Raw genomic sequence first — 23,259 nt, 5'->3', positions numbered from 1 at the left:
AGCGCTGCTGGTGAGAAACTGGACGAAGCGCTTGTGCTCTGTTTCCCCGAGAAAGCGAGCTTCACCGGAGAAGAAACCGTCGAGCTTCAAACCCATGGTTCGATAGCGGTCGTCAATGCGGTGCTGTCCGAACTTGGCCGGCTTCCGGGGCTCCGGCCCGCAGACCCGGGCGAATTTACTCGCCGTGCGCTTGCAAACGGACGTCTCGATTTGGCGCAAGTTGAAGGTCTGGCCGATCTGATAGAATCAGAAACAGAAGCCCAGAGACAACAGGCGCTGCGCTTGTTTTCTGGCGGGCTTGGTCAAGCAGCAGTCTGCTGGCGCGAAGATCTGGTGCGCGCGAGCGCCCTTTTGGCGGTAACCATTGATTTTGCTGATGAAGAGGTCCCTGTCGACGTGTCGCCAGAGGTGCTCGCTCTCATCGCCCAAGTTCAAGAAGATCTGACGGCTCAAATCGAGGGGTTTGGCGCTGCCGAGCGGATCAGAACAGGGTATGAGGTGGCTATTGTCGGCCGGCCAAACACCGGCAAATCAACATTGCTCAACGCGCTTTCCGGCCGTGATGCCGCAATCACCTCCGAGGTTGCCGGCACAACGCGCGATGTGATCGAAGTCCGTATGGAGCTTGGCGGCCTTCCCGTGACCCTGCTAGACACAGCAGGGTTGCGTGAAACAGATGACGCCATTGAGAAAATCGGAGTCGCGCGCGCGCTTGAGCGGGCCAAAGTCGCAGATCTGCGGGTTTTTCTGATTGAGCCGGGAGAGCAGCCGGAGTTTTCTCCCCTACCCGATGATATTGTCGTCCACGCCAAGGCTGATCTGTATCCTAACCCCGGTGCTGCCGTCTCGGGGAAGACAGGCGCAGGGCTCTCTCAGCTCGTGGAGTCGATAGCCGGCAAACTCTCTGATAAGACCTCCAAAGCAGGCCTGGCCACGCGCGCGCGCCACAAGGATGCCATGCAACGTTGCCTCAACGCGCTTGATGCCACAGTTTCGCTCATTGCTTTGGGGCCTGATTCAACCGATATTGCTACAGAAGAACTGCGCCTCGCGTGCGAAGCGCTTAATGTTCTGATAGGCCGTGTCGATGTCGAGCATGTGCTTGATGAGGTTTTTTCCAGCTTTTGTCTGGGCAAGTGAGGAGTGTTTCACGTGAAACATTTTGATGTCATTGTCGTTGGAGGCGGTCACGCCGGAACTGAGGCCGCCCATGCCGCCGCACGTATGGGGGTTGAAACAGCCTTGGTCACGTTGCGCCAGAGAGATATTGGCGTCATGTCCTGCAATCCGGCGATGGGCGGCCTCGGCAAGGGCCACCTCGTGCGCGAGATTGACGCACTAGACGGTGTCATGGGTCGGATGTCTGACAAAGGCGGCATCCAGTTCCGGCTCTTGAACCGCCGCAAGGGCCCCGCTGTTCAGGGGCCCCGCGCCCAGCAGGACCGGCAGCTTTATCAGCAGGCGATGCTGCAAGAAACGCTCGCGCGCCCAAGGCTCACTGTGATCGAAGGGGAAACCGTCGATTTTGTTATGGACAAACAGCGTGTCGCAGGTGTCGTTCTGAGAGACGGATCAGAGCTTCATGCACAGGAAGTGATCCTGACAACAGGCACGTTCCTGCGCGGGTTAATTCATATCGGCGATGTGTCCTATGCGGGTGGACGGATGGGGGATGCGCCGTCCATCAAGCTTGCCGAGCGGATGGATGGTTTCGAGCTCCCCAAAGGGCGCCTAAAAACAGGGACACCCCCAAGGCTTGATGGGCGGACCATAGACTGGACCGCCCTCGAAATGCAGCCAGGCGATGAGCAGCCAGAAATGTTTTCCTTTTTGTCTAAGGCTCCCATTGTCCCGCAGGTGGCCTGTGGAATCACCCATACCAACGAAAAAACCCACGAGATTATTTCCAACAATTTGAGCCGCTCTGCTATGTATGGCGGCCATATTGAAGGCATAGGACCGCGCTACTGCCCCTCAATCGAAGACAAAATTGTCCGGTTTGCTGACAAGACGTCTCATCAAATTTTCCTTGAACCAGAGGGGCTTAACGACCATACGGTTTACCCCAACGGTATTTCTACGTCCCTTCCGGAGGCCGTTCAGCATGATTATGTGCAGTCTATCCGCGGCTTGGAGAGCGCGAAAATTCTTCAACCGGGTTATGCGATCGAATACGATTACATTGATCCGCGCGCCTTGACGCTCGAGCTGCGCCTAAAGTCTGTGGAAGGTTTGTTCCTCGCCGGGCAGATCAACGGGACAACCGGATATGAAGAGGCCGCGGCGCAGGGCATGGTGGCGGGCCTCAACGCAGCCTGCGCTGTTTTGGGGCGAGATCCGGTCATCTTTAGCCGAGCAGACAGCTATATTGGTGTAATGATTGATGATCTCGTTACGCGCGGCGTGACCGAGCCCTACCGGATGTTTACCTCCCGCGCGGAGTTTCGCCTTTCGCTCCGGGCAGATAACGCCGATCAAAGGCTCACGCCGCTGGCCATCCGGCTTGGGTGCGTTTCTGATGAACGTAAGAAAACCTTTGAAGCTCGCTTGTCTCGTATCGAAACAGGGCGCGCCCAGCTCCAGGAGCGCACATTTACCCCCACAGAGCTACAAGGCCTTGGCATGACCATCAAAAAAGATGGCACGCGCCGCACCGCCTATCAGTTGCTGTCGTTTCCAGAGCTCGCGTTTGAAGATATCGCGAAGCTTGATCCAGAGTTTGGGGGGGTCGATGCAGACACGCAGGCACAGCTCAAAAAAGATGCCCTTTATGCCCATTATATCGAGCGCCAAAAACGTGATGTAGAGGCAATGAAGCGCGATGAACTACAGGAAATACCCCAGGAATTTGATTATATGCCGCTTAATGGGCTGTCAAACGAGCTCAAGTCAAAGCTTTCTGCGACGCGCCCGCAAAATCTTGCACAGGCCGCACGAATTGACGGGATGACCCCCGCCGCAATAGCGCTGTTGTTGGCCAAACTGCGGCAAGGCTCCCGGGAGAAGTCTGCATGAGCCAAGCAGCAGATGTTTCACGTGAAACATTAGATAAGCTCTCGCGTTATGCAGAGATCCTCAAAAAGTGGAATCCGAGCATCAACTTGGTGGCAAAATCAACCATCGAAGATCTTTGGAGCCGCCACATTCTCGATTCACTTCAGGTTATGGAGCATATTCCCTCAAATACGGCACATCTTGTTGATTTGGGTAGTGGGGGCGGCTTTCCTGGCCTCGTCATCGCTTTGGCCGCTCATGAGGGCGGCAATCCTGCAAAAGTCACGATGATAGAGAGCGATCAGCGCAAATCAGTGTTTTTGCGCACTGTTTTGCGCGAAACCTCAGTCGCAGCCTCTGTCATAACAGATCGGATAGAGGCTGTCGCGCCGCAGGGTGCGAATGTTCTCACAGCCCGTGCCCTTGCAGATCTGAACACCCTCCTCGGATTTGCGGAGCGGCACATGGCCTCTGATGGGGTCGCATTGTTTTTGAAAGGCAGAAACTGGCGCAAGGAGTTGGTGGAGGCGCAAAAATTCTGGCAATTTGAGTGGAGTGAGATACAAAGTAAAACGAGCGATGAGGCTATATTGCTTAAGGTTCAAGGAGTAAAACGTGTCTGATGTCCGCCCCTCATCACCCGCCAAGATCATTGCAATCGCCAACCAAAAGGGCGGTGTCGGCAAAACGACAACGGCAATAAACCTCGCCGCGGCGCTGGCCGAAGCTGGAAAAAACATTCTCCTGGTTGATCTTGATCCGCAGGGCAACGCGTCCACTGGCCTCGGCATAGACAGAGAGGCGCGGGTCTTTACTATTTACGATCTACTGCTTGATGACGCCCTGCTCTCTGATGTTGTTCTGCCAACAGAAACCAAAAATGTGCAAATCATTCCCGCTACAGTTGATTTGAGCTCAGCTGATATCGAGCTTTACGCAAGCGAGAACCGTAGTGATCTGTTGCGAACAGCGCTCAAACAGCCAGATATGGCATCATTCGGGTTTGATTTCATTTTGATTGATTGCCCGCCATCGCTCAATTTGCTGACAGTAAATGCAATGGTTGCCGCCGATTCCATCCTTGTGCCGCTTCAAAGCGAATTTTTCGCGCTCGAAGGGTTGTCTCAGCTTATGTTGACCGTTCGCGAAATGCGAGAAGCGGCCAATCCGGGGCTGCGGATAGAGGGGATCGCGCTGACCATGTATGACAGCCGTAACAACCTCTCCCAGCAGGTTGAGCAAGACGCGCGTGAAAATCTGGGTGAGTTGGTTTTCAAAACGGTGATTCCGCGCAATGTCCGTGTCAGTGAAGCGCCATCATACGCCATGCCGGTTCTTAGCTATGATCCCAAATCGAAGGGCGCTGTCGCTTATCGGGCTTTGGCGCGAGAAATCCTTAAGAATAACGCAAAGAAAGCAGTATAGGAGTTCAACATGGCTGAAAAACGGAGCAAAACGCGCGGTCTTGGCCGCGGTCTTTCGGCGCTTATGGCCGAAATGCCGGCCACTCCTGAGGCTGTTGAGCCCGGCGAGCGGCGCGGCGGCGCTTTGATGGTGCCGATTGAGCAAATCAAACCAAATCCCGATCAACCGCGCCGGAGCTTTGATGCAGTGGCCTTGGCGGACTTGGCAGAATCCATTCGTGAGAAAGGCGTTATCCAGCCATTGATCGTGCGGCCCTTTCCGGGAGAGAGCGGGGTCTATCAGATCGTTGCCGGAGAGCGGCGCTGGCGCGCCTCGCAGACAGCGCAGTTACATGAAGTGCCTGTTATCATTAGAGAATTTGATGATGTCGAGGTGCTCGAAGTTGCAATTATTGAAAACATACAGCGCGCCGATCTAAACCCGGTGGAAGAGGCTATCGGGTATCGTCAGCTGATTGAAAAATTTGGCCATACTCAAGAAAAACTTGCGCAGGCGCTTGGAAAGAGCCGTAGCCACATCGCCAACCAGATGCGCTTGCTGGCGCTGCCGGAGGCAGTCCTCTCCTATCTGGCCGACGGTAAACTCACAACGGGTCATGCCCGTGCATTGATTACTGCGGAAGATTCGGAGGGCCTCGCCCATGCGATTGTCCGCAAAGGGCTGTCTGTGCGCGCAGCGGAGCAAATGGCGAAGCGGGCTAACAAACCGTCTTCAACGAAAAAGCCGCAGAAGGGCAAAGATGCTGACACACTCTCGCTTGAGGCTGATCTCTCGGCGAACCTCGGTATGAAAGTGGCAATTAACCATATGCCAGGCGGAGAGTCGGGTCAGATCGTGATCAGTTACAGCACACTTGATCAGCTTGATGAGCTTTGCGGCAAACTGACATGAGCCTAGCTGGGGCGGCTCCATATGAAAAGGAGCACGCAACTTAGGATGCTGGCTTGAAGGGCCAAAAGGCCCAAGCTTAGGCCCATGGCCAACGAAAGGCCAAATACCGCCAGAATAGAGACTGTTGCCAGACGCTTCGCGCGCGGGTGTATCGCGCCGTTTTCTTGCCAGTGCAGAATGGGCGGTCCCAAGCTCGGATGGGTGATCAACCAATGATGGAGCCTTTCCGATGAGCGCGCAAAGCAAAAGGTGGCCAACAAAAGGAACGGGACAGTGGGTAGAAGCGGCACAACAGTGCCAATCAGGCCAGACAAAAGGCTTAAAATACCAAAAAACAACCAAATGAAGCGCACCTAGTCCTCCAACAGCTTTCCAAGAACGGAGTTCAACAAGAACCTGCCCTCTTGCGTGGTTTTCAGCCGGTCTCCAAGCAGAGTGATCATCCCGAGTTGTCTCAAATCCTCGATGGCCTCAGGGTTTATTTGGCGTCCAGAGAGAGCCGCAAACCGCTTCAAGCTCACGCCTTCGGAAAGCCGCATTCCCATCAACAGAAATTCGGTCGCCTGATCTTCCTGGGTCAGATGCTCGCGCTGTTTTTCACCTGTGCCGGCTTCCGCAGCAGAAAGCCATTTGGCAGGTTGTAGAAACCCTTCGGTTGCATAGCGCCCGTTGGGGAGCGTGATGCGCCCGTGCGCGCCAGGCCCAATGCCCAGGTAGTCACCGTAGGCCCAATAAATCTTGTTATGGCGACACTCTGAGCCGAATTTGGCATGATTAGAGACTTCATAGGCCATAAGCCCGGCCGCGCCACAGGTCTCTTGAGTGATCTCATACATCTCGGCGGCGGCATCATCACTGGGCAGGTCTTTCAGCTTGCCAGCGTTGTAGCGGTCGCCAAAAGCGGTGCCCAGCTCAATTGTAAGTTGATAAAGCGAGAGGTGGTCAACAGCCATTTGCAGCGCTTCACCCAGTTCTTTGCGCCAGCTCGCGGGTGTTTGGCCTTGGCGCGCATAAATGAGGTCAAAGCTGACATTGTCAAAAGTTTTTCTCGCAATCTCAAAGGCTTGCTGTGCTTCTGCAACGCTGTGAATACGCCCCAGGCGGCGCAAGTCAGCGTCGTTGAGCGCCTGAATGCCCATAGAAATCCGGGTCACACCGGCAGCGCGGTAGGCTTCAAAGCGGCCCGCCTCTACCGAGCCGGGGTTGGCCTCCAGCGTAACCTCCAAAGAATTTGATACCGGCCAGCAGGATTTGATCTGTTCAATCACCCCAGCAACTACTTCTGGCTGCATCAGGCTGGGCGTGCCACCGCCAAAGAAAACACTGGAAACAACCCGCCCAGACAGCATGTCGCCATAGCGGGTAATGTCGCGTTGATAGGCTCTAAGCCAGCGCAACTGGTCTATTTCGCGCACCACATGGCTGTTGAAATCACAGTAGGGGCATTTTGCCTCGCAGAAAGGCCAATGGACATAGACACCAAAGCCCGCATTCTCCCAGTCGCTATTCAAAGCAGGCCTTCACCAGTTTTTCAAACGCATGTTGCCTGTGGCTCATGGCGTTTTTTTCGGCAGGGTCCATTTCACCAAAGGTTTCTGTTTTGCCATTGGGCAGAAACATCGGATCAAAGCCAAAGCCGCGCTCGCCGCGCATGGGCCAGACAACCTCGCCATCAACGCGCCCCTCAAAGATCTCGTCGTGGCCATCAGGCCAGGCGAGGCAAAGCGTGGCATTAAACGCCGCAGTGCGCGGGAAAGGGGCCATCTTTGTGTCAAGAAGGGTCCAGACCTTTTCCATCGCCATGGAAAAATCGCGCCCATCGGGGGTTTCGGCCCAATCGGCTGTATAAACCCCTGGCGCGCCATCCAGCGCATCCACGGTGATGCCGCTGTCGTCGGAAAGTGCAGGCAGCCCTGTGGCCTTGGCGGCAAAATGCGCCTTTATCCGCGCGTTGCCGGCGAATGTGTCTTCTGTTTCTTCCGGCTCCTCCAGCCCGTGCTCCGCCGCCGAGCTGACTTTCACGCCAAAGGGCGCCAACAGCTCGGCAATCTCGCGCAGCTTGCCCGCATTGTGCGAGGCTATAACCAGATGATCGCCGTCAAACTTACGCACCTGTTGCGGCCTTCTGCAATGCCACAAGCTCGCTCACACCCTTCTCGGCCAAGTCCATCAGCTGGTTCATTTGCGCGCGGCTAAAAGTCTGCCCCTCGGCTGACATTTGCACCTCGATCAGTTTCTTGGAGCCTGTCATGATGAAATTCCCGTCCACCCCGGCTTCGCTGTCTTCCGGGTAGTCAAGGTCAAGCACAGGCTGGCCCGCATAAATCCCACATGAGACAGCGGCCACAGGGTCAATCAGCGGATCAGAGGTCACGTCACCGGCTTTGATCAGCTTGTTCACAGCGAGCTTCAGCGCCACCCAGCCACCCGTAATTGCCGCACAGCGTGTGCCGCCGTCAGCTTGGATCACGTCGCAGTCAATGGTAATCTGGCGCTCGCCCAGCGCAACACGGTCAACACCTGCGCGCAAGGAGCGGCCTATCAACCGTTGGATTTCAACGGTGCGCCCGCCCTGCTTTCCAGCTGTGGCTTCTCGGCGCATCCGGCTTGTTGTTGAGCGGGGCAGCATTCCGTATTCGGCCGTCACCCAGCCAAGGCCGGAGCCCTTCACAAAAGGTGGCACCCGCTCTTCCAGCGTTGCGGTGCACAAGACATGCGTGTCTCCAACGCGGATCATGCAAGAGCCTTCGGCATGTTTTGTCACATTGGTTTCGATAGAAACTTCACGCATCTGGTCGAGTGATCGGTTTGACGGTCGCATCAGGAATTCCTTTTTCTGTTGATGTCGAGATACAGGGGTCCTGCCCCAAAATACAAGCCTGATTGACCTTTGCTTTAGGGTCGTTCTTAAATGTTTGGCGAGGATTGACACAATGAGCGACAACTCACAGCTCCTTTCGGAGATGAATGCACGCACCCGCGAGGTTTTTCGCAGGGTTGTGCAAGGTTATCTTGATTCTGGTGATCCGGTTGGCTCGCGCACCCTCACCCGCAGCATGACAGAGAAGGTCAGCGCTGCAACAGTGCGCAATGTCATGTCTGATCTGGAATATATGGGCCTCTTGGGCAGCCCCCATACCAGCGCGGGGCGTATTCCCACACAGCAGGGCTTGCGGATGTTTGTGGATGGCTTGCTGGAAGTCAACGAGCTGGAAACAAGTGACAGGCGCAAGATAGACGAAACGATGGGGCAGACCGGAGATGTTTCGGGCCTGCTGGATCGCGTTGGCGCGGCGCTCTCCGGTGTCACACAGGGGGCCTCTCTGGTGCTTGCCCCCAAGCATGAAGCGGCGATCAAACACATCGAGTTTGTGCCCCTTGCAGCAGATCGCGCGCTTGTTGTTCTGGTTTTTTCGGATGGTCATGTCGAGAACCGGGTTTTCACACCGCCGCTTGGCGCCACCCCCAGCTCCATGCGCGAGGCGGCAAATTTTCTCAATGCGCTGGCCGAAGGGCGCACCCTCACCGAGCTGGGCACCAGCATCCGTCAGGAAATCGCCAACCGCCGTCAGGAGATAGATACACTGGCGCGCGAGCTTGTAGACAGCGGCTTGGCCGTTTGGGAAGGCAAGGGCGAAAGCTACGAAAGGCTCATCGTGCGGGGCCGAAGCAACCTGATTGCCGGCGGCGAGGAAGAGAGCGTCGACAAGATCAAAACCCTGTTTGATGATCTGGAGCGCAAGCGCGATATCGTCGAATTTCTGGAGCTCACCGAAGATGGCGAGGGTGTGCGCATTTTTATCGGCTCCGAGAACAAACTTTTTTCACTTTCGGGTTCCTCTTTGGTGGTCTCTCCATATATGAACGCTGATCGAAAGGTTATCGGTGCAATCGGGGTTATCGGCCCCACCCGGCTCAATTATGGCCGGATTGTTCCGATAGTTGACTATACAGCGCAGTTGGTTGGCAAGCTTATCTCCAACCAGAGTTAAAGGTGACGACATGGCAGATCGCAAAGAAGACGATTTCCTAGATGATATCGAACAGGCCGAGCTTGATGAATTGTCAGAAGAGCTTTCCGAAATCCTCCCTGAGGAGATAGATCTCGATGAGCTGCGCGCCGAGCGGGACGCGCTCAAAGACAAATTCATGCGCGCCCTGGCCGATGCTGAAAACGCGCGCAAGCGTGGCGATAAAATGCGCCGCGAAGCCGAGCAATATGGTGGCTCCAAGCTCGCCCGCGATATGCTTCCCGTCTATGACAACATGAAGCGCGCGCTGGAAGCCGCCACAGAAGAGCAGCGCGCTGGCGCCAAAGCCCTCATCGAAGGGATCGAGCTCACCATGCGCGAGCTGGTCAATGTCTTTTCAAAGCACGGCATGACAGTCATCGCCCCCGAAGTGGGCGAGCGCTTTGACCCGAATATCCACGAAGCCATGTTCGAAGCGCCCCTGCCAGGGACAAATGCGGGAGATATTATTCAGGTCTCCGCCGAAGGCTTCATGTTGCACGACCGTCTGTTGCGCCCCGCGCAGGTCGGCGTGTCGTCCATGCCAAAGAGCTAGTCGGCAATTCGGGGCCGCCCTGCGGCCTCGACAGTCACCAGCCCTTCCACAAATATCTCGCGCGCTTCCGCCTCGCTGCGGCGCAATTCGCGCGAGACCGTGGTTTCAATATCCTCCGCACCCGCCTCTTTCGCGGCCTTCAAGGCTGCGGCCTGTAGCATAGCCTCCGCCGCGGCCAAAGCGGGCTCAAGCTCGGTAAAGTCCTGCGGCCCTGTCTCTGCATGGAGGCGGAAAAGCCCCTCCGAAGGGCTGGTCACACTCACACTCCGCCGCATCGTGACCCGCCCGACAACCGCACCAAGCGCATTGGCCACGCCTGCATGTTCCGGCAGGATCATCTCACAGCCAAGTTTGCCGCCCACATCAGGATAGTAAGTGCTGGCCGAGGCCCCAAGCCCCACAACAGGCACATTGACCCGCGCGCTCATGGCAATAAGCCCCGTGTGGCCCGCCATCGCGGCGCGCAACAGCTCATGGCGCGCAAGCTGCGCCGCGTCTCCCTCAAACGTGTCGCTTTCTTCGGCAAAAATAGTCTCTAACAAGGCCAAACTTGTCTGTTCTGTCATCTGTTTAAGGATCAGCTTTGCCAGCGCTTCCGGCTCTTTGGCCAGCCGCTCTCCGTCGCCTTTGCGGCGGCGGCAGAACAGCTCAAGCGCCAGCCGTGCCGCCTCTTTGTTCCAGCTGTCCAGCAAGCCAAGCACATGGCTCGCGTCCGAAGGGGTCACGCCTGAGACCTGCACAATCCCCCGCTCGACAAGCCGGCGGATAGATTGCGTTTCAATCCGCGTGCGCACCACTTTTGCCAGCGGCATCACCCCGTCAATTCGTGCCAGAACCGCCGCGTCACGCGCCGCCAGCCCGCCGTCGTTTACCCCCATAACCCGTTTGACAAACTTCCCGTCAAATTCGCTTGGTGCAACGGCGCGCAGCTGCATTTCCAGCGTCGAAATCACCATCGCCGGGTCATCCAGCGCGACAAGACTCACCGGCAAAACGCGTCTTGGTCCAAGCGTTAGCCCGCCTTTCAACCCCTCGGTGATAAAATGCACCTCGCTGTCGCCGCCCAGCCCGCTCGTGCGCATTGCCACGGCCTCAACCATCGTGCGGTATGGTCCCACGCGTGCGCCGTCAGGGTCAATCTTGGGTCGCCCGCCGCGCAACAGCGCAATGTCGGTTGTTGTGCCGCCAATATCGCTCACCAGCGCGTCTTGCGCGCCGGTCATCCACTGCGCCCCGACAATCGAGGCCGCTGGCCCGCTCAGGATTGTCTCGATGGGTTTTTCCCGCGCCTGCGCTGAAGAGATCAGAGCTCCATCGCCGCGCACAACCATCAAGGGCGCTGTTACACCCAGCTCGCGCAGCCCGTCTTCGGCCCGCACAATCAGCTTGTCGATCATCCCGATCAGCCGCGCGTTGAGCAGCGCCGTGAGTGCGCGCTTTGGCCCGTTGAGCTTGGCTGAAAGCTGGTGTGAGGCCGAAACAGGCGCGCCCGTGGCCTTGCGGATCAACTCCATCGCCCGCTGCTCATGCGCTGGGTTCCGCGTGGCAAACTTGCTTGCCACAGCAAAGGCCGAAATGCCGGAAACAGTCTCTAACCATGCCAAAAGCGCGGTTTCATCAAGGCTATGCGCCGCGCCCCCCGCGTGGTCGTGCCCGCCGGTCAAAACGATATGTGGGTCGCCCTTCAGCGCGTCGCCAAGTCCGTGTTTGGCAAGATCAGTCTCTGGAAACCCGATGTAGACAAGCCCAATGCGTCCGCCTTGCCCCTCGACCAGCGCATTGGTGGCCAGCGTGGTTGAAAGCGAGGCCAGCCCGATATCGGCAGGGTTCACGTCCGAGCTTTCCAGAGCAGCGCGCACGGCTTTGCCAATCCCGATGGCGAGGTCATGCCGCGTGGTGAGCGACTTGGCCGAAGCCAGCACCTCCACCTCATCGCGCAACAAAACCGCGTCTGTATATGTTCCGCCCGTATCAACGCCCAGCAAAATGGCCATGTCGCTTTCCTGTCTTGTTCGCCTTACGGGTTTAGCCTGCTGGCGTTATCCGTCCTGCCCGTTTGCGGCGCTTTGCAGTCGCTTGCAGGCCCATTCGGCCGCGTCACGCACCGTTTCGTCGCTATCTTTGACAAGGCTTTCCGCCGTTTCCAGCAGAGCTGCGCTGCCAGAATTACCGATCGCATAAAGCACATTGCGCACAAAGCGGTTCCGCCCGATCCGCTTGATGGGGCTGCCGGAGAACTTTTCGCGAAAGCCCGTATCATCCAGCCGCGCCAGCTCTTCCAGCGGCGGGTTTTGTAAGTCTTGCCGCGGCTTGAGCCGCATCTCGCGCGCCTCAACGGCAAATTTGTTCCAGGGGCAAACGGCAAGGCAGTCATCACAGCCATAAATACGGTTGCCCATGAGGGCGCGCAGCTCTTCGTCTACGGGTCCGTGGTGCTCGATGGTGAGGTAAGAAATGCAGCGCCGGGCATCGAGCTGGTAGGGCGCGGGGAAGGCCTTGGTCGGGCAAACATCAAGGCAGTTGCGGCAGCTTCCACAATGGTCTGTCTCGGCGGCGTTTTTGGGCAGATCGAGCGTGGTGAAGATCGACCCGATGAAAAACCAGTTGCCGAGTTCACGGCTCACAAGGTTGGTGTGCTTGCCCTGCCAGCCCAGCCCCGCCGCCTCTCCAAGTGCTTTTTCAGGCACGGGAGCAGTGTCGACAAACACCTTCACTTCGCCCCCCGCCTCCGCAATCAGCCAGCGCGCCAGCCGCTTCAGCGCCTTCTTGACGAGGTCGTGGTAATCCTTGTTTTGGGCATAAACAGAGACTGCCCCGGTCTCTTTCTGTGCCAGCGCCTCCAGCGGATCTGCCTCGGGTGTGTAGCTCACGGCGAGCATGATCACGCTTTTTGCTTCGGGCCAGAGCGCAGCGGGGTTGCCGCGCCAGGCGCTGCGTTCGGCCAACCAAGCCATCTGCCCATGGTAGCCCTTGCTCAGAAATGCTTCCAGCCGCTCGGGAACCAGCGGCACAGCATCGGGCGCGCAAATGGTGCAGGCATCAAAACCCTCAACCTCGGCCTGGCTGCGCAGCTTATCGGCCAGTCCGCGCATCGGCATCAAAAATCAAGGTCGGCGTAATGGGGCGGCGGCGGAAACCCGGGAATCTGATCGGCCAAAATGGAGCGGAAAGCAGGCCGAGACTTGATCTTGGCATACCAGTCTTTCACGGTGGCAGAGCGGTTCCAGTCCACGTCGGAAATATAGTCCAACGACGACAGATGCGCCGCCGCTGCAAAGTCAGCGAGGGTCATGTCGTTGCCTGCCAGCCAACGGCGATGCTCCAGAAGCCAGGTCAGGTAATCTAGGTGAAACTTGATCGCCCTGGCGCCAGCCTTGACGTTCTTGCTGTCCGGATAGCCCTGCCCCATGATCTTTTTGTTCACCCGCTCATAGACAAGGTTGGCCGTCACTTCGCGGTGGAATTTATCATCAAACCAGCCCACAAGCCGGCGCACCTCAAAGCGGTCTTCCGCAGCTTTGGGCATCAGCGGCACCTCGGGGTAAACCTCTTCCAGATACTCGCAAATCGCCGCGCTTTCTGAAAGCATCCGACCGTCAATCTTGAGCACAGGCACCTTCGCAGCAGGGTTGCGGCGCAGGAAGTCGCTGTCCTTCTCCCAGTAGCGCTCTTCAATCAGCTCACATTCGATCCGCTTTTCTGCAAGGCTCAAGCGCACCTTGCGACAAAAGGGTGAAAGGGGAACGTGAAACAAAGTGGCCATGTCAGTATGCTCAAAAAGTTGGGGTAGATATTCAATGCAACTTTAGCACAGGAGTTTCAACTCTCGAAACAACCCGCGCGCCCGTCGCGGCGGATCGTTTCGGCCCCGTCAAGGATCTGGGCGCTGCGCTTGCGCAGGAATTTTGTTGGCCGGGAGGCAGACCGGCGCTTTGGCGCAGGCAAAACAGCCGCCAGCCGTGCCGCTTGAAGCGGGCTAAGCTGCGCGGGGCTCACCCCAAAGTAATGCTGGGCCGCCGCCGCCACGCCAAACACCCCTTCGTCAAATTCGGCAATATTTACATAAACTTCAACGATGCGTCTTTTCGTCCAGAGGGCCTCAACAACCGGGGTCAGCACCGCCTCAAGCGCTTTGCGCGCCCAGCTGCGCCCGTGCCAAAGATAGGTGTTTTTCACAACCTGCTGGCTGAGAGAAGAGGCCCCCCGCCCCGACCCTTCGGCGAGCGCCTCGCGAATGGCGGCCATGTCAAACCCCCAATGCGCGCAGAAATTTGCATCTTCCGCCGCCACAACAGCGCGCAGCATCACCGGGGCTATCTCCTCGGCAGGGGTCCAGCGTTGCGTGACAGATCCAAGCCGCGCCGCTTCCTGCCGGATGTAGATGCCTTGTGGGGGGTCAACAAAGCGGTGGGCTGTCACAATTGCAACCACAGCAAATATGGCCAGAAGCACAAGCCGCACAAGCCAGCGCCTGATCCAGACCAGCGGTGAAACCCTGCGCTTTGCAGCGCTTTTTGACAATCGTTTCTTGCTCACATCTTCTCTATACGCCTGCAACACAGGCACGAAAAGCCGCAATCCCCAAAGAAACAGGGCGCCTGCACAGTGCGAGCGCCCTGTTCTGTCTTATTCAGCGGGCATGGCCTCGCTTTCGTTGGTCAGCGGGTGGGCCAGCTTGTTGAGCATCTCTTTGGGGCAGATCTGGATAAAGTTCTGCTTTTCCAGCTCCCAATGCTGCAAGATGTCGCGCGCCTTGCGGCTGCCGGTTTCTTGCGCATGACGCAGAATCAGCCCTTTGAGCTGCTCTTCCCAATGGCTGACGCGCACGCCGCAGGTGACAAGGGTTTCAAGGTTCATCAAGGCTTCCGCCTTGCCGTCCGGGTCATAGACATAGGCCATGCCACCCGTCATCCCTGCGCCAAAGTTGGCACCAATGCTGCCAAGGATCACAGCAACACCACCTGTCATATACTCACAACCGTTGCTGCCGCAGCCTTCGATCACCACCTTCGCGCCCGAATTGCGCACGGCAAAGCGCTCGCCCGCGCGGCCCGCGGCAAAAAGGTGGCCGTCGGTTGCACCATACAGCACCGTATTGCCGATGATGGTGTTGTCGCTGGCTGTCAGCTTGCTTGCCATGGGCGGGCGCACAACAATCGTGCCGCCGGAAAGCCCTTTGCCCACATAGTCGTTGGCATCTCCACTCACCTCAAGCTTCAGGCCCGGTGCGGCAAAAGCACCAAGCGATTGGCCCGCGCTGCCGGTAAGCTTCACAGTCAGGTGGTCTTCCTGAAGGCTGTTGCGCATCCCGAATTTGCGCACGATATGGCTTGAGGTGCGTGTGCCCACGGTGCGGTGGGTGTTCTGCACAGCGTAAGAGAGCTGCATCTTTTCGCCATCTTCCAGGAAGCGCTGCGCATCGCGCACGATTTCCGCATCCAGCGTGTCGGGCACAGCGTTGCGGGCGCGGTTGCGATCATAGGTTATGGCCTTGGCGCTATCCACCGAGATAAGCAGCGGGTTGAGGTCCAGATCATCCAGGTTTTCCGAGCCACGGCTCACCTGGCTGAGAAGGTCGGCGCGTCCGATAACGTCGTCGAGGCTTTTCGCGCCGATCTCGGCCAGAATTTCGCGCACCTCTGTTGCATAGAAGGTGATGAGGTTCACAACCTTGTCTGCGTTGCCGGTAAATTTCCCGCGCAGGGCCTCATCTTGTGTGCAAACACCCACGGGGCAGGTGTTGCTCTGGCACTGACGCACCATGATACAGCCCATGGCAATCAGCGCGGCGGTGCCGATCCCGTATTCCTCGGCCCCCATCATGGCCGCCATGACAATGTCGCGCCCGGTGCGCAGCCCGCCATCCGTGCGCAGCGTCACCCGCTCTCGCAGGTTGTTCATGGCCAGCACTTGGTGCGCCTCGGTCAGGCCCATTTCCCAGGGCAGGCCGGCAAATTTGATAGAGGTTGCGGGAGACGCGCCTGTGCCGCCGTTGTGCCCTGAAATCAGGATCACATCAGCCTTGGCCTTGGCCACACCCGCCGCAATCGTGCCCACGCCCGACTGCGCAACAAGCTTCACCGTCACCTTGCAGCGCGGGTTGATCTGCTTGAGATCATAGATCAGCTGCGCCAGGTCTTCGATGGAGTAGATGTCATGGTGCGGCGGCGGGGAGATCAGCGTCACACCCTTGGTCGAATGCCGCAAGCGCGCGATCAGATCGGTCACTTTCATGCCGGGAAGCTGGCCGCCCTCACCGGGTTTCGCGCCCTGGGCAACCTTGATTTCCAGCTCCTCACATTGGTTGAGATATTCCGCTGTCACGCCAAAGCGCCCGGAGGCCACCTGCTTGATCTTGGCGCTGGGGTTGTCGCCGTTCGGCTCGGGGTGGAAATGTGCGGGGTCTTCTCCGCCCTCGCCAGAGTCTGATTTTGCACCAATCCGGTTCATCGCCACGTTCAGCGTTTTGTGCGCTTCCGGCGAGAGCGCGCCAAGGCTCATGCCCGGTGTCACAAAGCGCTTGCGAATGCTGGTGATGCTTTCCACCTCTTCAATCGGAATTGCGCTGCCCAGCGGCTTGATGGCCAGCAGATCACGCAGATGGATGGGTGGGTTGGCCTGCATGGCCTTGGAATATTGCTTCCAGATTTCATAGGAGGCGCGGTTACAGGCTGCCTGCATCATGTGCATGGTGTTCGCGCCCCAGGCGTGGGTTTCGCCCGATTTGCGAGCTTTGTAAAAGCCGCCAATGGGCAGCACATCTGCGCTGGCGGCAAAGCCTTTGGCGTGAATAGAGACTGCTTTTGCCTGGATCCCTCGGATACCGATCCCGCTGATGCGGCTTGTGAGGCCGGGGAAATATTCCGCACACATCGCACGGCTCAGGCCCACGGCCTCAAAGTTCATCCCGCCCCGGTAAGAGCTGATCACGCTGATCCCCATCTTCGCCATGATCTTGAGCAAACCTTGGTCCACAGCCTCGCGGTAGCGCGCCATGTTTTCGGTGAGCGTCCCGTCCAGAAGGCCACGGCGGATACGGTCAGCAACCGAGTCTTCCGCGAGATAGGGGTTTACCGTGGTCGCGCCGCAGCCCACCAGCACAGCAAAATAATGCGGGTCAATACACTCTGCCGAACGCACGTTGAGCGAGCAGAATGTCCGCAGGCCCTTGCGCGTCAACCAGCTGTGCACCGCACTCGTCGCCAAGATCATCGGGATCGCAACGCGTGTCTCGTTCTGTGTGTGGTCGCTCAAAACAAGATGCCCCGCGCCCGAGCGCACCGCATCCTCCGCCCGCTGGCGGATATGCTCCAGTGCATCGCGCAGCGCGTTCTCACCGCCCGCCGCGTCAAAGGTGCAGTCGATCTCAACCAAGTCGGCGTTGAAATGCCGGGTCAGCTCGTCCCACTGCGCGTTGCCCACAAAAGGGCTTTCTACAACGATAATTTCAGTCTGCGCGCTGCTTTGGTCGAGCACGTTCTTGAGGTTGCCAAACCGCGTCTTCAGGCTCATCACGCGGAACTCGCGCAAGCTGTCAATCGGCGGGTTCGTCACCTGAGAGAAGTTCTGGCGGAAATAGTGGCTCAGTGGGCGATACTGCTTTGACAGCACCGCGCTGGGCGTATCGTCACCCATGCTGGCCAAAGATTCCTTGGCATCCTCACACATCGGTGCCAAAATCTGCTCCAGCTCCTCCATGGTGTAGCCCGCAGCAATCTGACGTTGGCGCAGCGCCTCGCCCTCAAACAGCGGCGCTTCCGTGACCTGTGCGAGAGCCTCGTCCAGCTCGTTGATCTTGCCAACCCACTCCCCAAAAGGTTGGGCCGCGGCCAGCTTGTCCTTGATCTCGGTGTCATGAAAGAGACCACCCTCTTTCATATCCACAGCAATCATCTGCCCCGGCCCAAGCGCACCCTTCTCGCGCACACCAGCCTCGTCAATCGGCACCATTCCCGCCTCAGAGCCAGCAATCAGCAGGCCATCACCCGTCACAACATAGCGCATCGGGCGCAGGCCGTTGCGGTCAAGCCCCGCACAAACCCAGCGACCATCGGTCATCGCCAGCGCGGCGGGGCCGTCCCAGGGCTCGATCACAGAGTTGCAGTAGCTATACATGTCGCGCCAGGCGTCTGGCAGCTCCACAGCCTGCTTGCTCCAGCTCTCCGGAATGAGCATGGTCTTTGCCATTGGCGCATCGCGCCCCGCGCGCACCAAAACTTCAAACACCGCATCAAGCGCAGCCGAATCCGAGCTTCCGGGCTGCACAATCGGCTTGATGTCCTCGGCCAGATCTCCAAAAAAGCTCGAAGCCATACGGATCTCATGGCTCTTCATCCAGTTCACATTGCCCTTGAGCGTGTTGATCTCGCCGTTATGCGCCAGCATCCGGAAAGGCTGCGCCAGCCACCACTGCGGGAAGGTGTTGGTAGAATACCGCTGATGGTAGATCGCAAAGGCACTCTCGAAGCGCTCATCCATCAAGTCGGGATAAAACACCGCCACCTGCTCGGCCAGCATCATGCCTTTGTAGATCACCGAGCGGCACGACAGCGAGCAGACATACAGCCCCTGAATGCCAGCGGTGCTCACCGCCTTTTCAATCCGGCGGCGGATCACATAGAGCTCGCGCTCGAACTGCTCCTCATCCACCCCCTTGGAGTTGGAAATCAGGATCTGTTCAATCTCCGGACGCGTTGCATTGGCTTTTTCGCCAAGGCAGGCCACATCCACGGGCACATGCCGCCAGCCATAAATATAATAGCCCATGCGCAGAACTTCGGTTTCCACAATCGTGCGGCAACGCTCCTGCGCGCCAAAATCGGTGCGCGGAAGGAAGATCTGCCCCACGGCAATCAGCTCGTCCATGCGCGGCTCGTGGCCCGTGCGGCGGATCTTGTCGTAAAAGAAATTCGCAGGGATCTGCACATGAATGCCCGCGCCGTCGCCTGTCTTGCCGTCGGCATCCACAGCGCCCCGGTGCCAGATCGCCTTCAGCGCAGCGATCCCGTTTTCCACAACTTTACGGTTTGGTTTTCCATCCAGTGAAACAACAAGGCCTACGCCGCAGGAAGAATGCTCCTCCTCCTCGCTATACAGCCCGTTCTCGGCCAGCCACTTGCGCTTGGCTTCTTCTTCACGCACCCAGTTTGCATCATATGTGGTCATGGCTTCAGTCCTCCTTGGGCGCAAACAGCGCGATCGTTTCGTCAGTTGTCATCCGCTTGTGCCGGCCTGCAAGCGCGTAGCCTGTCGGGCACATGTCGGAAAAGAATTCAGTGGTGAGTGGCGCACCGCCCGCATTGTCAAACAGGCCGGCGGCCAGGTTGGTTTCGCCTGTCTCCGTGAGCCCATACCAAAGCGTCGCGCCGCAGGTGGCGCAAAAGCCCCGTTCGGCCCAGTCAGACGAGCGGTAGCTTGTCGCCGGCCCGTTGATACGGATGCTGCCATCGTCGGTCTTGAGAGACATGAACATGCTGCTCGTGTGGCGGCGGCACATGTCGCAATGACAGGCGCGCACGCTTGGCTGGGTCACGGTGGCGCGCACCGTAACCGCGCCGCAGAGGCATTGGCCGTGTATCTCTCTCGTTTCGCTCATCTGCCGGTTTCTTCAGTTAGGTCAGTCAATTTGCCCTTTGGGGCGGCGCACGGCGCGGTAACACTTCGCGCCGGGCAGAATTTTCAATTTTCCGGTGCACGGGGGGTGCACGCAGTGTGCACGGGTTTCACCCCCCCCGACTCACTCCGCCGCGATTTGGTTAACGGCGGCGAAATTTTTCAGGATCGCATCGGCACAATCGCGCCCATCGCGGATCGCCCAGACAACAAGGCTCGCCCCGCGCACGATATCGCCAATGGCAAATACGCCTTCAAGGTCTGTTGCGCCGGTTCCGTAAGCGGCCTTGATTGTGCCCCAGCGGGTCACGGGCAGCTCGGGGGTGTCCCAGAGCGTCGGCAGGTCTTCCGCTTCAAAGCCGAGCGCCTTGATCACAAGGTCCGCCGCTTCGTTGTAGTCCGCGCCGTCGATCACTTCGGGGCTTTGCCGCCCGCTCACGTCAGGCGCGCCAAGGCGCATTTTCTGCACTTTCACAGCGCTCACAGGGTTGCCGACAAAGCCCGCAGGCGCGGCCAGCCACTCAAAGATCACGCCTTCTTCCTCGGCGTTGTTTACCTCGCGCTGGGAGCCGGGCATGTTGGCGCGGTCGCGGCGGTAAAGGCATTTCACGCTCTCTGCGCCCTGGCGGATGGCGGTGCGCACACAGTCCATGGCTGTGTCGCCCCCGCCGATGACGACAACCTTTTTGCCCGCCGCATTGAGCGCGCCGCTGTCAAATTCGGGCACAGAGTCGCCAAAGCTGAGACGGTTGGAGGTGGTGAGATAGTCGATCGCATTGACAATGCCCTCGGCGTCAACGCCTTCGCCGCCCAAATCCCTTGTTTTATAGACACCTGTGGCAATGATCACCGCATCATGCTGGCCGCGCAGCGCGCCAAAAGAGATGTCTGTGCCGATGTTGCAGTTGAGCTTGAAGGTCACGCCGCCCTGCTCCAGCTGGTCGATCCGGCGCATCACCACATCCTTTTCCAGCTTGAAACCGGGGATACCATAGGTCAGCAACCCTCCGGCGCGGTCGTAGCGGTCATAGACCGTCACTTGCACACCCGCCGCGCGCAGCCGTTCAGCCGCCGCCAGCCCGCCGGGGCCCGCGCCGATGATGGCAACACTTTCGGGGCGCTCCTGCGCTGGCTTTACGGGCGTCACCCAGCCGTTTTCCCAGGCGGTGTCGGTGATGTATTTTTCCACGGCGCCGATGGTCACAGTGCCGTGGCCGGACTGTTCGATCACGCAGTTGCCCTCGCAGAGCCGGTCTTGCGGACAGATGCGGCCGCAGATCTCGGGGAAGGTGTTGGTCGCTTGGCTAACCTCATAGGCCTCTTTCAGGCGGCCTGTGGCGGTGAGGTTGAGCCAGTCGGGGATGTTGTTGTGCAAGGGGCAGTGGTTCTGGCAATATGGCACGCCACACTGGCTGCACCGGCTTGCCTGCTCTTCGGCCTTTGCCTTAGCATATTCTTGATAAATTTCGCCGAAATCTTGACGACGCGCCCCCGCAGCCCGCTTTTCGGGCATGTCGCGTTCGACAGATACGAATTTCAACATAGGTTGCTTTGCCACGGCCAATTCTCCCTCTCCACATCCCCCCTCTCATAAAGCACCCCAAAATTAAAAGAAAGTCATATATATTGACCTATTCAAAGAAAATATGATCTCGGAAGGTCAAAATTCAGGGTTTGTCGAAAAATTTAGGTCCGAAATGTCCCCATCAACGCACTTTCCTTTTTCACACAGGCCTTTATAGCTGCCTAAAGCCAAGGAAACGGGGTGCCTATGCCATTCTATCTGCTGATTCTTGTTGCTCTGGTGCAGGGCCTCACCGAGTTTCTGCCGGTTTCCTCCTCAGGTCATTTGATCCTCATTTCCGAGCTTTCCAGCGCGGCTGATCAAGGACAGGCAATTGATGTTGCTGTCCATATCGGCACCCTCTTTGCCGTGGTGATCTACTTTTGGCGCGATGTGTCTGCTGCGCTCGTTGGCACCCCAAGGATGCTCATGGGCAAGACAGACACCCCCGGCGCGCAGCTGGCCTTTCTTCTGCTCGTCGCAACCCTGCCGGCAATCGGGTTTGGCCTTATACTCAAGCTGACGGGCCTGTCAGAGGCCCTCCGCTCCATGACAGTGATCGGCTGGACAATGCTGCTCTTCGGCCTGCTGCTCTGGTGGGCTGACAAGCGCGGAAGCGAGGCAAAAACCAGCGTAGATTGGTGCTTGAAAGATGCCATCAAAATGGGCCTCTGGCAGGCCGTGGCGCTCATCCCGGGCACCTCGCGCTCAGGTATCTGTATCACAGCGGGCCGCATGTTGGGCTATACCCGTGCAGATTCAGCCAAGCTTGCCATGCTGATGTCTATCCCGACAATCATCGCCAGCGGGGTTTTGCTCGGGGCCGAGGTGGTCGCGAGCGCCAATGCCCAAGTCGCCCGCGACGGAGCCATCGCCGCGCTCATGGCTTTCGTCGCCGCGCTCTTCGCGCTGGGGTTCATGATGCGGCTGTTACGCAGCGTCAGCTTCACGCCCTACGTCGTCTACCGTGTGGGCCTGGGCCTTGTCCTGCTGGGCATCGCTTACAGCGCTTAAGTTCTCAGGTTCTTGGCAGAATCGCGGATCGCGTCATACTGCCCGGAAGGGCGATAGCGCCACAGATAGCTGTCAATAACACCTTCAGCCGCGGTTGGGTTGATCCCGAGATCAGCCAGCGTTTTCGCGCCATCCTGCACCACATTGTCGGTTTGCAATTGCTTCACCTGGTCGCGCGTGATCAGCCCGTTCTTGGCCAGCCCGAAGGTCAGAGTCTCCAGCAGATCAAAGCCCCAGGCCATCAGCTTGCCAACAAACATCGGCGCGTTCAGCACCGGCTTCTCGCGCAGCACCTCGGCCAAAATCACATCAACCCAGCCGCGCAGGCTTTTTGCTTCTGGCCCGCCAAGCTCGTAAATCCCGCTGGCCTTGCCTTCCACACCCATCACAGCCGCCGCTGCAACATCCATCACATAGACAGGCTGAAACTGCGTGTCGCCGCCAATCAGCGGAAAGATCGGGCCCATGCGTGACATGCCGGCAAAGCGGTTGAAAAACCCGTCTTCCGGCCCAAAAATAACAGAAGGCCGCAGGATCATCGCGCTGGGGAAGGCGGCCAAAATGCCTTCTTCGCCCGCGCGCTTGGTGCGGGCATATTCGCTGGCCTCGTCGCGGTCGACACCAAGTGCCGAGATATGCACAAGCGATGCAACATCCATCGCCGCCGCGATGCGCGCGACACGGGCAGCACCTTCGGCCTGCACCGCGCCAAAGTTGTTTTTGCCCTTGCGATCAAAAGTGCCAACACAGTTCACAACAGCATCTGCGCCGCGCGTGACAGCCTCGACACTGGCGTCATCGCGGATGTTGCAAAACACCGGCTCAACCTGGCCAACAGCGCCATAGGGGCGCACAAACAACGCCTCATTGGGGCGGCGCACAGCAACACGCACACGCCAGCCTTTCATAGCAAGCTGCTGCGCAATATAGCGCCCGACAAACCCCGAGCCGCCAAAAATGGTCACAAGCTTTGACATGGAAAGGCCTCCGTTTGGCAAAAAACTTGTCTTTTCCTACGCGCCACAACCGCTTTGAGCAAGGCGATATGAAGAGATTGAACACAAAACCCGCTGAATCCCGTTGACAGTGGCCCTTGCCCCGCTTAAAGCGCTGCAAACGACACCTGCCCAGGTGGCGGAATGGTAGACGCGCTAGCTTCAGGTGCTAGTGTCTGTATGGACGTGGAGGTTCGA

Annotated in this window: 20 protein-coding genes; 8 read left to right on the top strand and 12 right to left on the bottom strand. The window is 58.3% G+C overall.

What is annotated here, in order from left to right; all coding sequences use genetic code 11:
* The 5 genes from mnmE to Q0478_RS05235 form a co-directional block, all read left to right on the top strand.
* Nucleotides 1–1,140, top strand: a 1,140-nt coding sequence (gene mnmE / locus Q0478_RS05255) for a tRNA uridine-5-carboxymethylaminomethyl(34) synthesis GTPase MnmE (RefSeq protein ID WP_298676879.1), incomplete at its 5' end; no start/stop codon positions are given.
* Between the two features lie 3 nt (nt 1,141–1,143).
* Complete coding sequence (mnmG, locus tag Q0478_RS05250) at nt 1,144–3,015, top strand: tRNA uridine-5-carboxymethylaminomethyl(34) synthesis enzyme MnmG (RefSeq protein WP_298676876.1); 1,872 nt, start codon at nt 1,144–1,146, stop codon at nt 3,013–3,015.
* Nucleotides 3,012–3,617, top strand: a complete 606-nt coding sequence (gene rsmG, locus Q0478_RS05245) for a 16S rRNA (guanine(527)-N(7))-methyltransferase RsmG (protein ID WP_298676874.1) — start codon at nt 3,012–3,014, stop codon at nt 3,615–3,617. The genes mnmG and rsmG overlap by 4 nt, the downstream gene beginning before the upstream one ends.
* Nucleotides 3,610–4,419 (top strand): ParA family protein, encoded by an 810-nt coding sequence (locus Q0478_RS05240; protein WP_298676872.1) that lies wholly within the window; start codon nt 3,610–3,612, stop codon nt 4,417–4,419. Before rsmG ends, Q0478_RS05240 begins: the two co-directional genes overlap by 8 nt.
* Nucleotides 4,420–4,428: 9 nt before the next feature.
* Nucleotides 4,429–5,310 carry a ParB/RepB/Spo0J family partition protein gene (locus Q0478_RS05235; protein WP_298676870.1) on the top strand — a complete coding sequence of 294 codons (882 nt, stop codon included), beginning with the start codon at nt 4,429–4,431 and terminating at the stop codon, nt 5,308–5,310.
* A gap of 2 nt (nt 5,311–5,312) precedes the next feature.
* Here Q0478_RS05235 and Q0478_RS05230 read toward each other — a convergent pair whose 3' ends face one another.
* Genes Q0478_RS05230 through rph form a run of 4 tightly spaced genes read right to left on the bottom strand, consistent with a single transcriptional unit; the run spans nt 5,313 to nt 8,131 of the window.
* Nucleotides 5,313–5,663 (bottom strand): YbaN family protein, encoded by a 351-nt coding sequence (locus Q0478_RS05230; protein WP_298676869.1) that lies wholly within the window; start codon nt 5,661–5,663, stop codon nt 5,313–5,315.
* Entirely contained in the window at nt 5,664–6,821 is a 1,158-nt protein-coding gene (gene hemW / locus Q0478_RS05225) for a radical SAM family heme chaperone HemW (protein ID WP_298676868.1), read from the bottom strand. It abuts the gene before it with no gap.
* A complete protein-coding gene (gene rdgB, locus Q0478_RS05220; protein WP_298676866.1) occupies nt 6,814–7,422 on the bottom strand; it encodes an RdgB/HAM1 family non-canonical purine NTP pyrophosphatase in 609 nt (202 codons plus the stop codon). The genes hemW and rdgB overlap by 8 nt, the downstream gene beginning before the upstream one ends.
* Nucleotides 7,415–8,131 carry a ribonuclease PH gene (gene rph, locus Q0478_RS05215; protein WP_298676865.1) on the bottom strand — a complete coding sequence of 239 codons (717 nt, stop codon included), beginning with the start codon at nt 8,129–8,131 and terminating at the stop codon, nt 7,415–7,417. The genes rdgB and rph overlap by 8 nt, the downstream gene beginning before the upstream one ends.
* A gap of 112 nt (nt 8,132–8,243) precedes the next feature.
* Between rph and hrcA the strand changes: the two genes are divergently transcribed.
* Together hrcA and Q0478_RS05205 are read left to right on the top strand one after the other, a co-directional pair.
* Nucleotides 8,244–9,302, top strand: coding sequence for a heat-inducible transcriptional repressor HrcA (hrcA, locus tag Q0478_RS05210; RefSeq protein ID WP_298676864.1), 1,059 nt, complete (start codon nt 8,244–8,246; stop codon nt 9,300–9,302).
* Nucleotides 9,303–9,312: 10 nt separating this feature from the next.
* Nucleotides 9,313–9,876: a nucleotide exchange factor GrpE gene (locus Q0478_RS05205; protein ID WP_298676863.1), complete on the top strand. Its 564-nt coding sequence runs from the start codon at nt 9,313–9,315 to the stop codon at nt 9,874–9,876.
* On the opposite strand, the gene Q0478_RS05200 is transcribed toward Q0478_RS05205, so the two are convergent.
* The 7 genes from Q0478_RS05200 to Q0478_RS05170 all read right to left on the bottom strand — a co-directional run bounded on the left by Q0478_RS05200 (nt 9,873) and on the right by Q0478_RS05170 (nt 21,046).
* Complete coding sequence (locus Q0478_RS05200; RefSeq protein ID WP_298676862.1) at nt 9,873–11,870, bottom strand: hydantoinase/oxoprolinase family protein; 1,998 nt, start codon at nt 11,868–11,870, stop codon at nt 9,873–9,875. The genes Q0478_RS05205 and Q0478_RS05200 overlap by 4 nt on opposite strands.
* 45 nt (nt 11,871–11,915) lie before the next feature.
* Nucleotides 11,916–12,968, bottom strand: coding sequence for a tRNA epoxyqueuosine(34) reductase QueG (queG, locus tag Q0478_RS05195; protein ID WP_298676881.1), 1,053 nt, complete (start codon nt 12,966–12,968; stop codon nt 11,916–11,918).
* 5 nt (nt 12,969–12,973) lie between these two features.
* On the bottom strand, nt 12,974–13,639 hold the full coding sequence (locus tag Q0478_RS05190) for a glutathione S-transferase family protein (RefSeq protein WP_298676861.1): 666 nt from the start codon (nt 13,637–13,639) through the stop codon (nt 12,974–12,976).
* A 56-nt stretch (nt 13,640–13,695) separates the two neighbouring features.
* Nucleotides 13,696–14,412: a monofunctional biosynthetic peptidoglycan transglycosylase gene (mtgA, locus tag Q0478_RS05185; protein WP_298676859.1), complete on the bottom strand. Its 717-nt coding sequence runs from the start codon at nt 14,410–14,412 to the stop codon at nt 13,696–13,698.
* Between the two features lie 90 nt (nt 14,413–14,502).
* Entirely contained in the window at nt 14,503–19,041 is a 4,539-nt protein-coding gene (gene gltB, locus Q0478_RS05180) for a glutamate synthase large subunit (protein ID WP_298676858.1), read from the bottom strand.
* A gap of 4 nt (nt 19,042–19,045) precedes the next feature.
* The gene (locus tag Q0478_RS05175; RefSeq protein ID WP_298676857.1) at nt 19,046–19,471 is read right to left on the bottom strand and encodes a GFA family protein; all 426 of its coding nucleotides are present in this window, start codon (nt 19,469–19,471) and stop codon (nt 19,046–19,048) included.
* A 141-nt stretch (nt 19,472–19,612) separates the two neighbouring features.
* Nucleotides 19,613–21,046, bottom strand: a complete 1,434-nt coding sequence (locus tag Q0478_RS05170; protein ID WP_298676856.1) for an NAD(P)-dependent oxidoreductase — start codon at nt 21,044–21,046, stop codon at nt 19,613–19,615.
* A gap of 213 nt (nt 21,047–21,259) precedes the next feature.
* Here Q0478_RS05170 and Q0478_RS05165 point away from each other — a divergent pair, with 213 nt between their 5' ends.
* Nucleotides 21,260–22,066, top strand: coding sequence for an undecaprenyl-diphosphate phosphatase (locus Q0478_RS05165; RefSeq protein WP_298676855.1), 807 nt, complete (start codon nt 21,260–21,262; stop codon nt 22,064–22,066).
* On the opposite strand, the gene Q0478_RS05160 is transcribed toward Q0478_RS05165, so the two are convergent.
* Complete coding sequence (locus Q0478_RS05160; RefSeq protein ID WP_298676854.1) at nt 22,063–23,043, bottom strand: complex I NDUFA9 subunit family protein; 981 nt, start codon at nt 23,041–23,043, stop codon at nt 22,063–22,065. The two genes, Q0478_RS05165 and Q0478_RS05160, sit on opposite strands and share 4 nt — an antisense overlap.
* Nucleotides 23,044–23,259: the final 216 nt, after the last annotated feature.

It is taken from the genome of uncultured Lentibacter sp. (genome assembly GCF_937123735.1).
Classification (GTDB): Bacteria; Pseudomonadota; Alphaproteobacteria; order Rhodobacterales; family Rhodobacteraceae; genus Lentibacter.
Note: the sequence above shows the minus strand (reverse complement) of the source record. Positions and strands in the feature narration are given on the sequence as shown.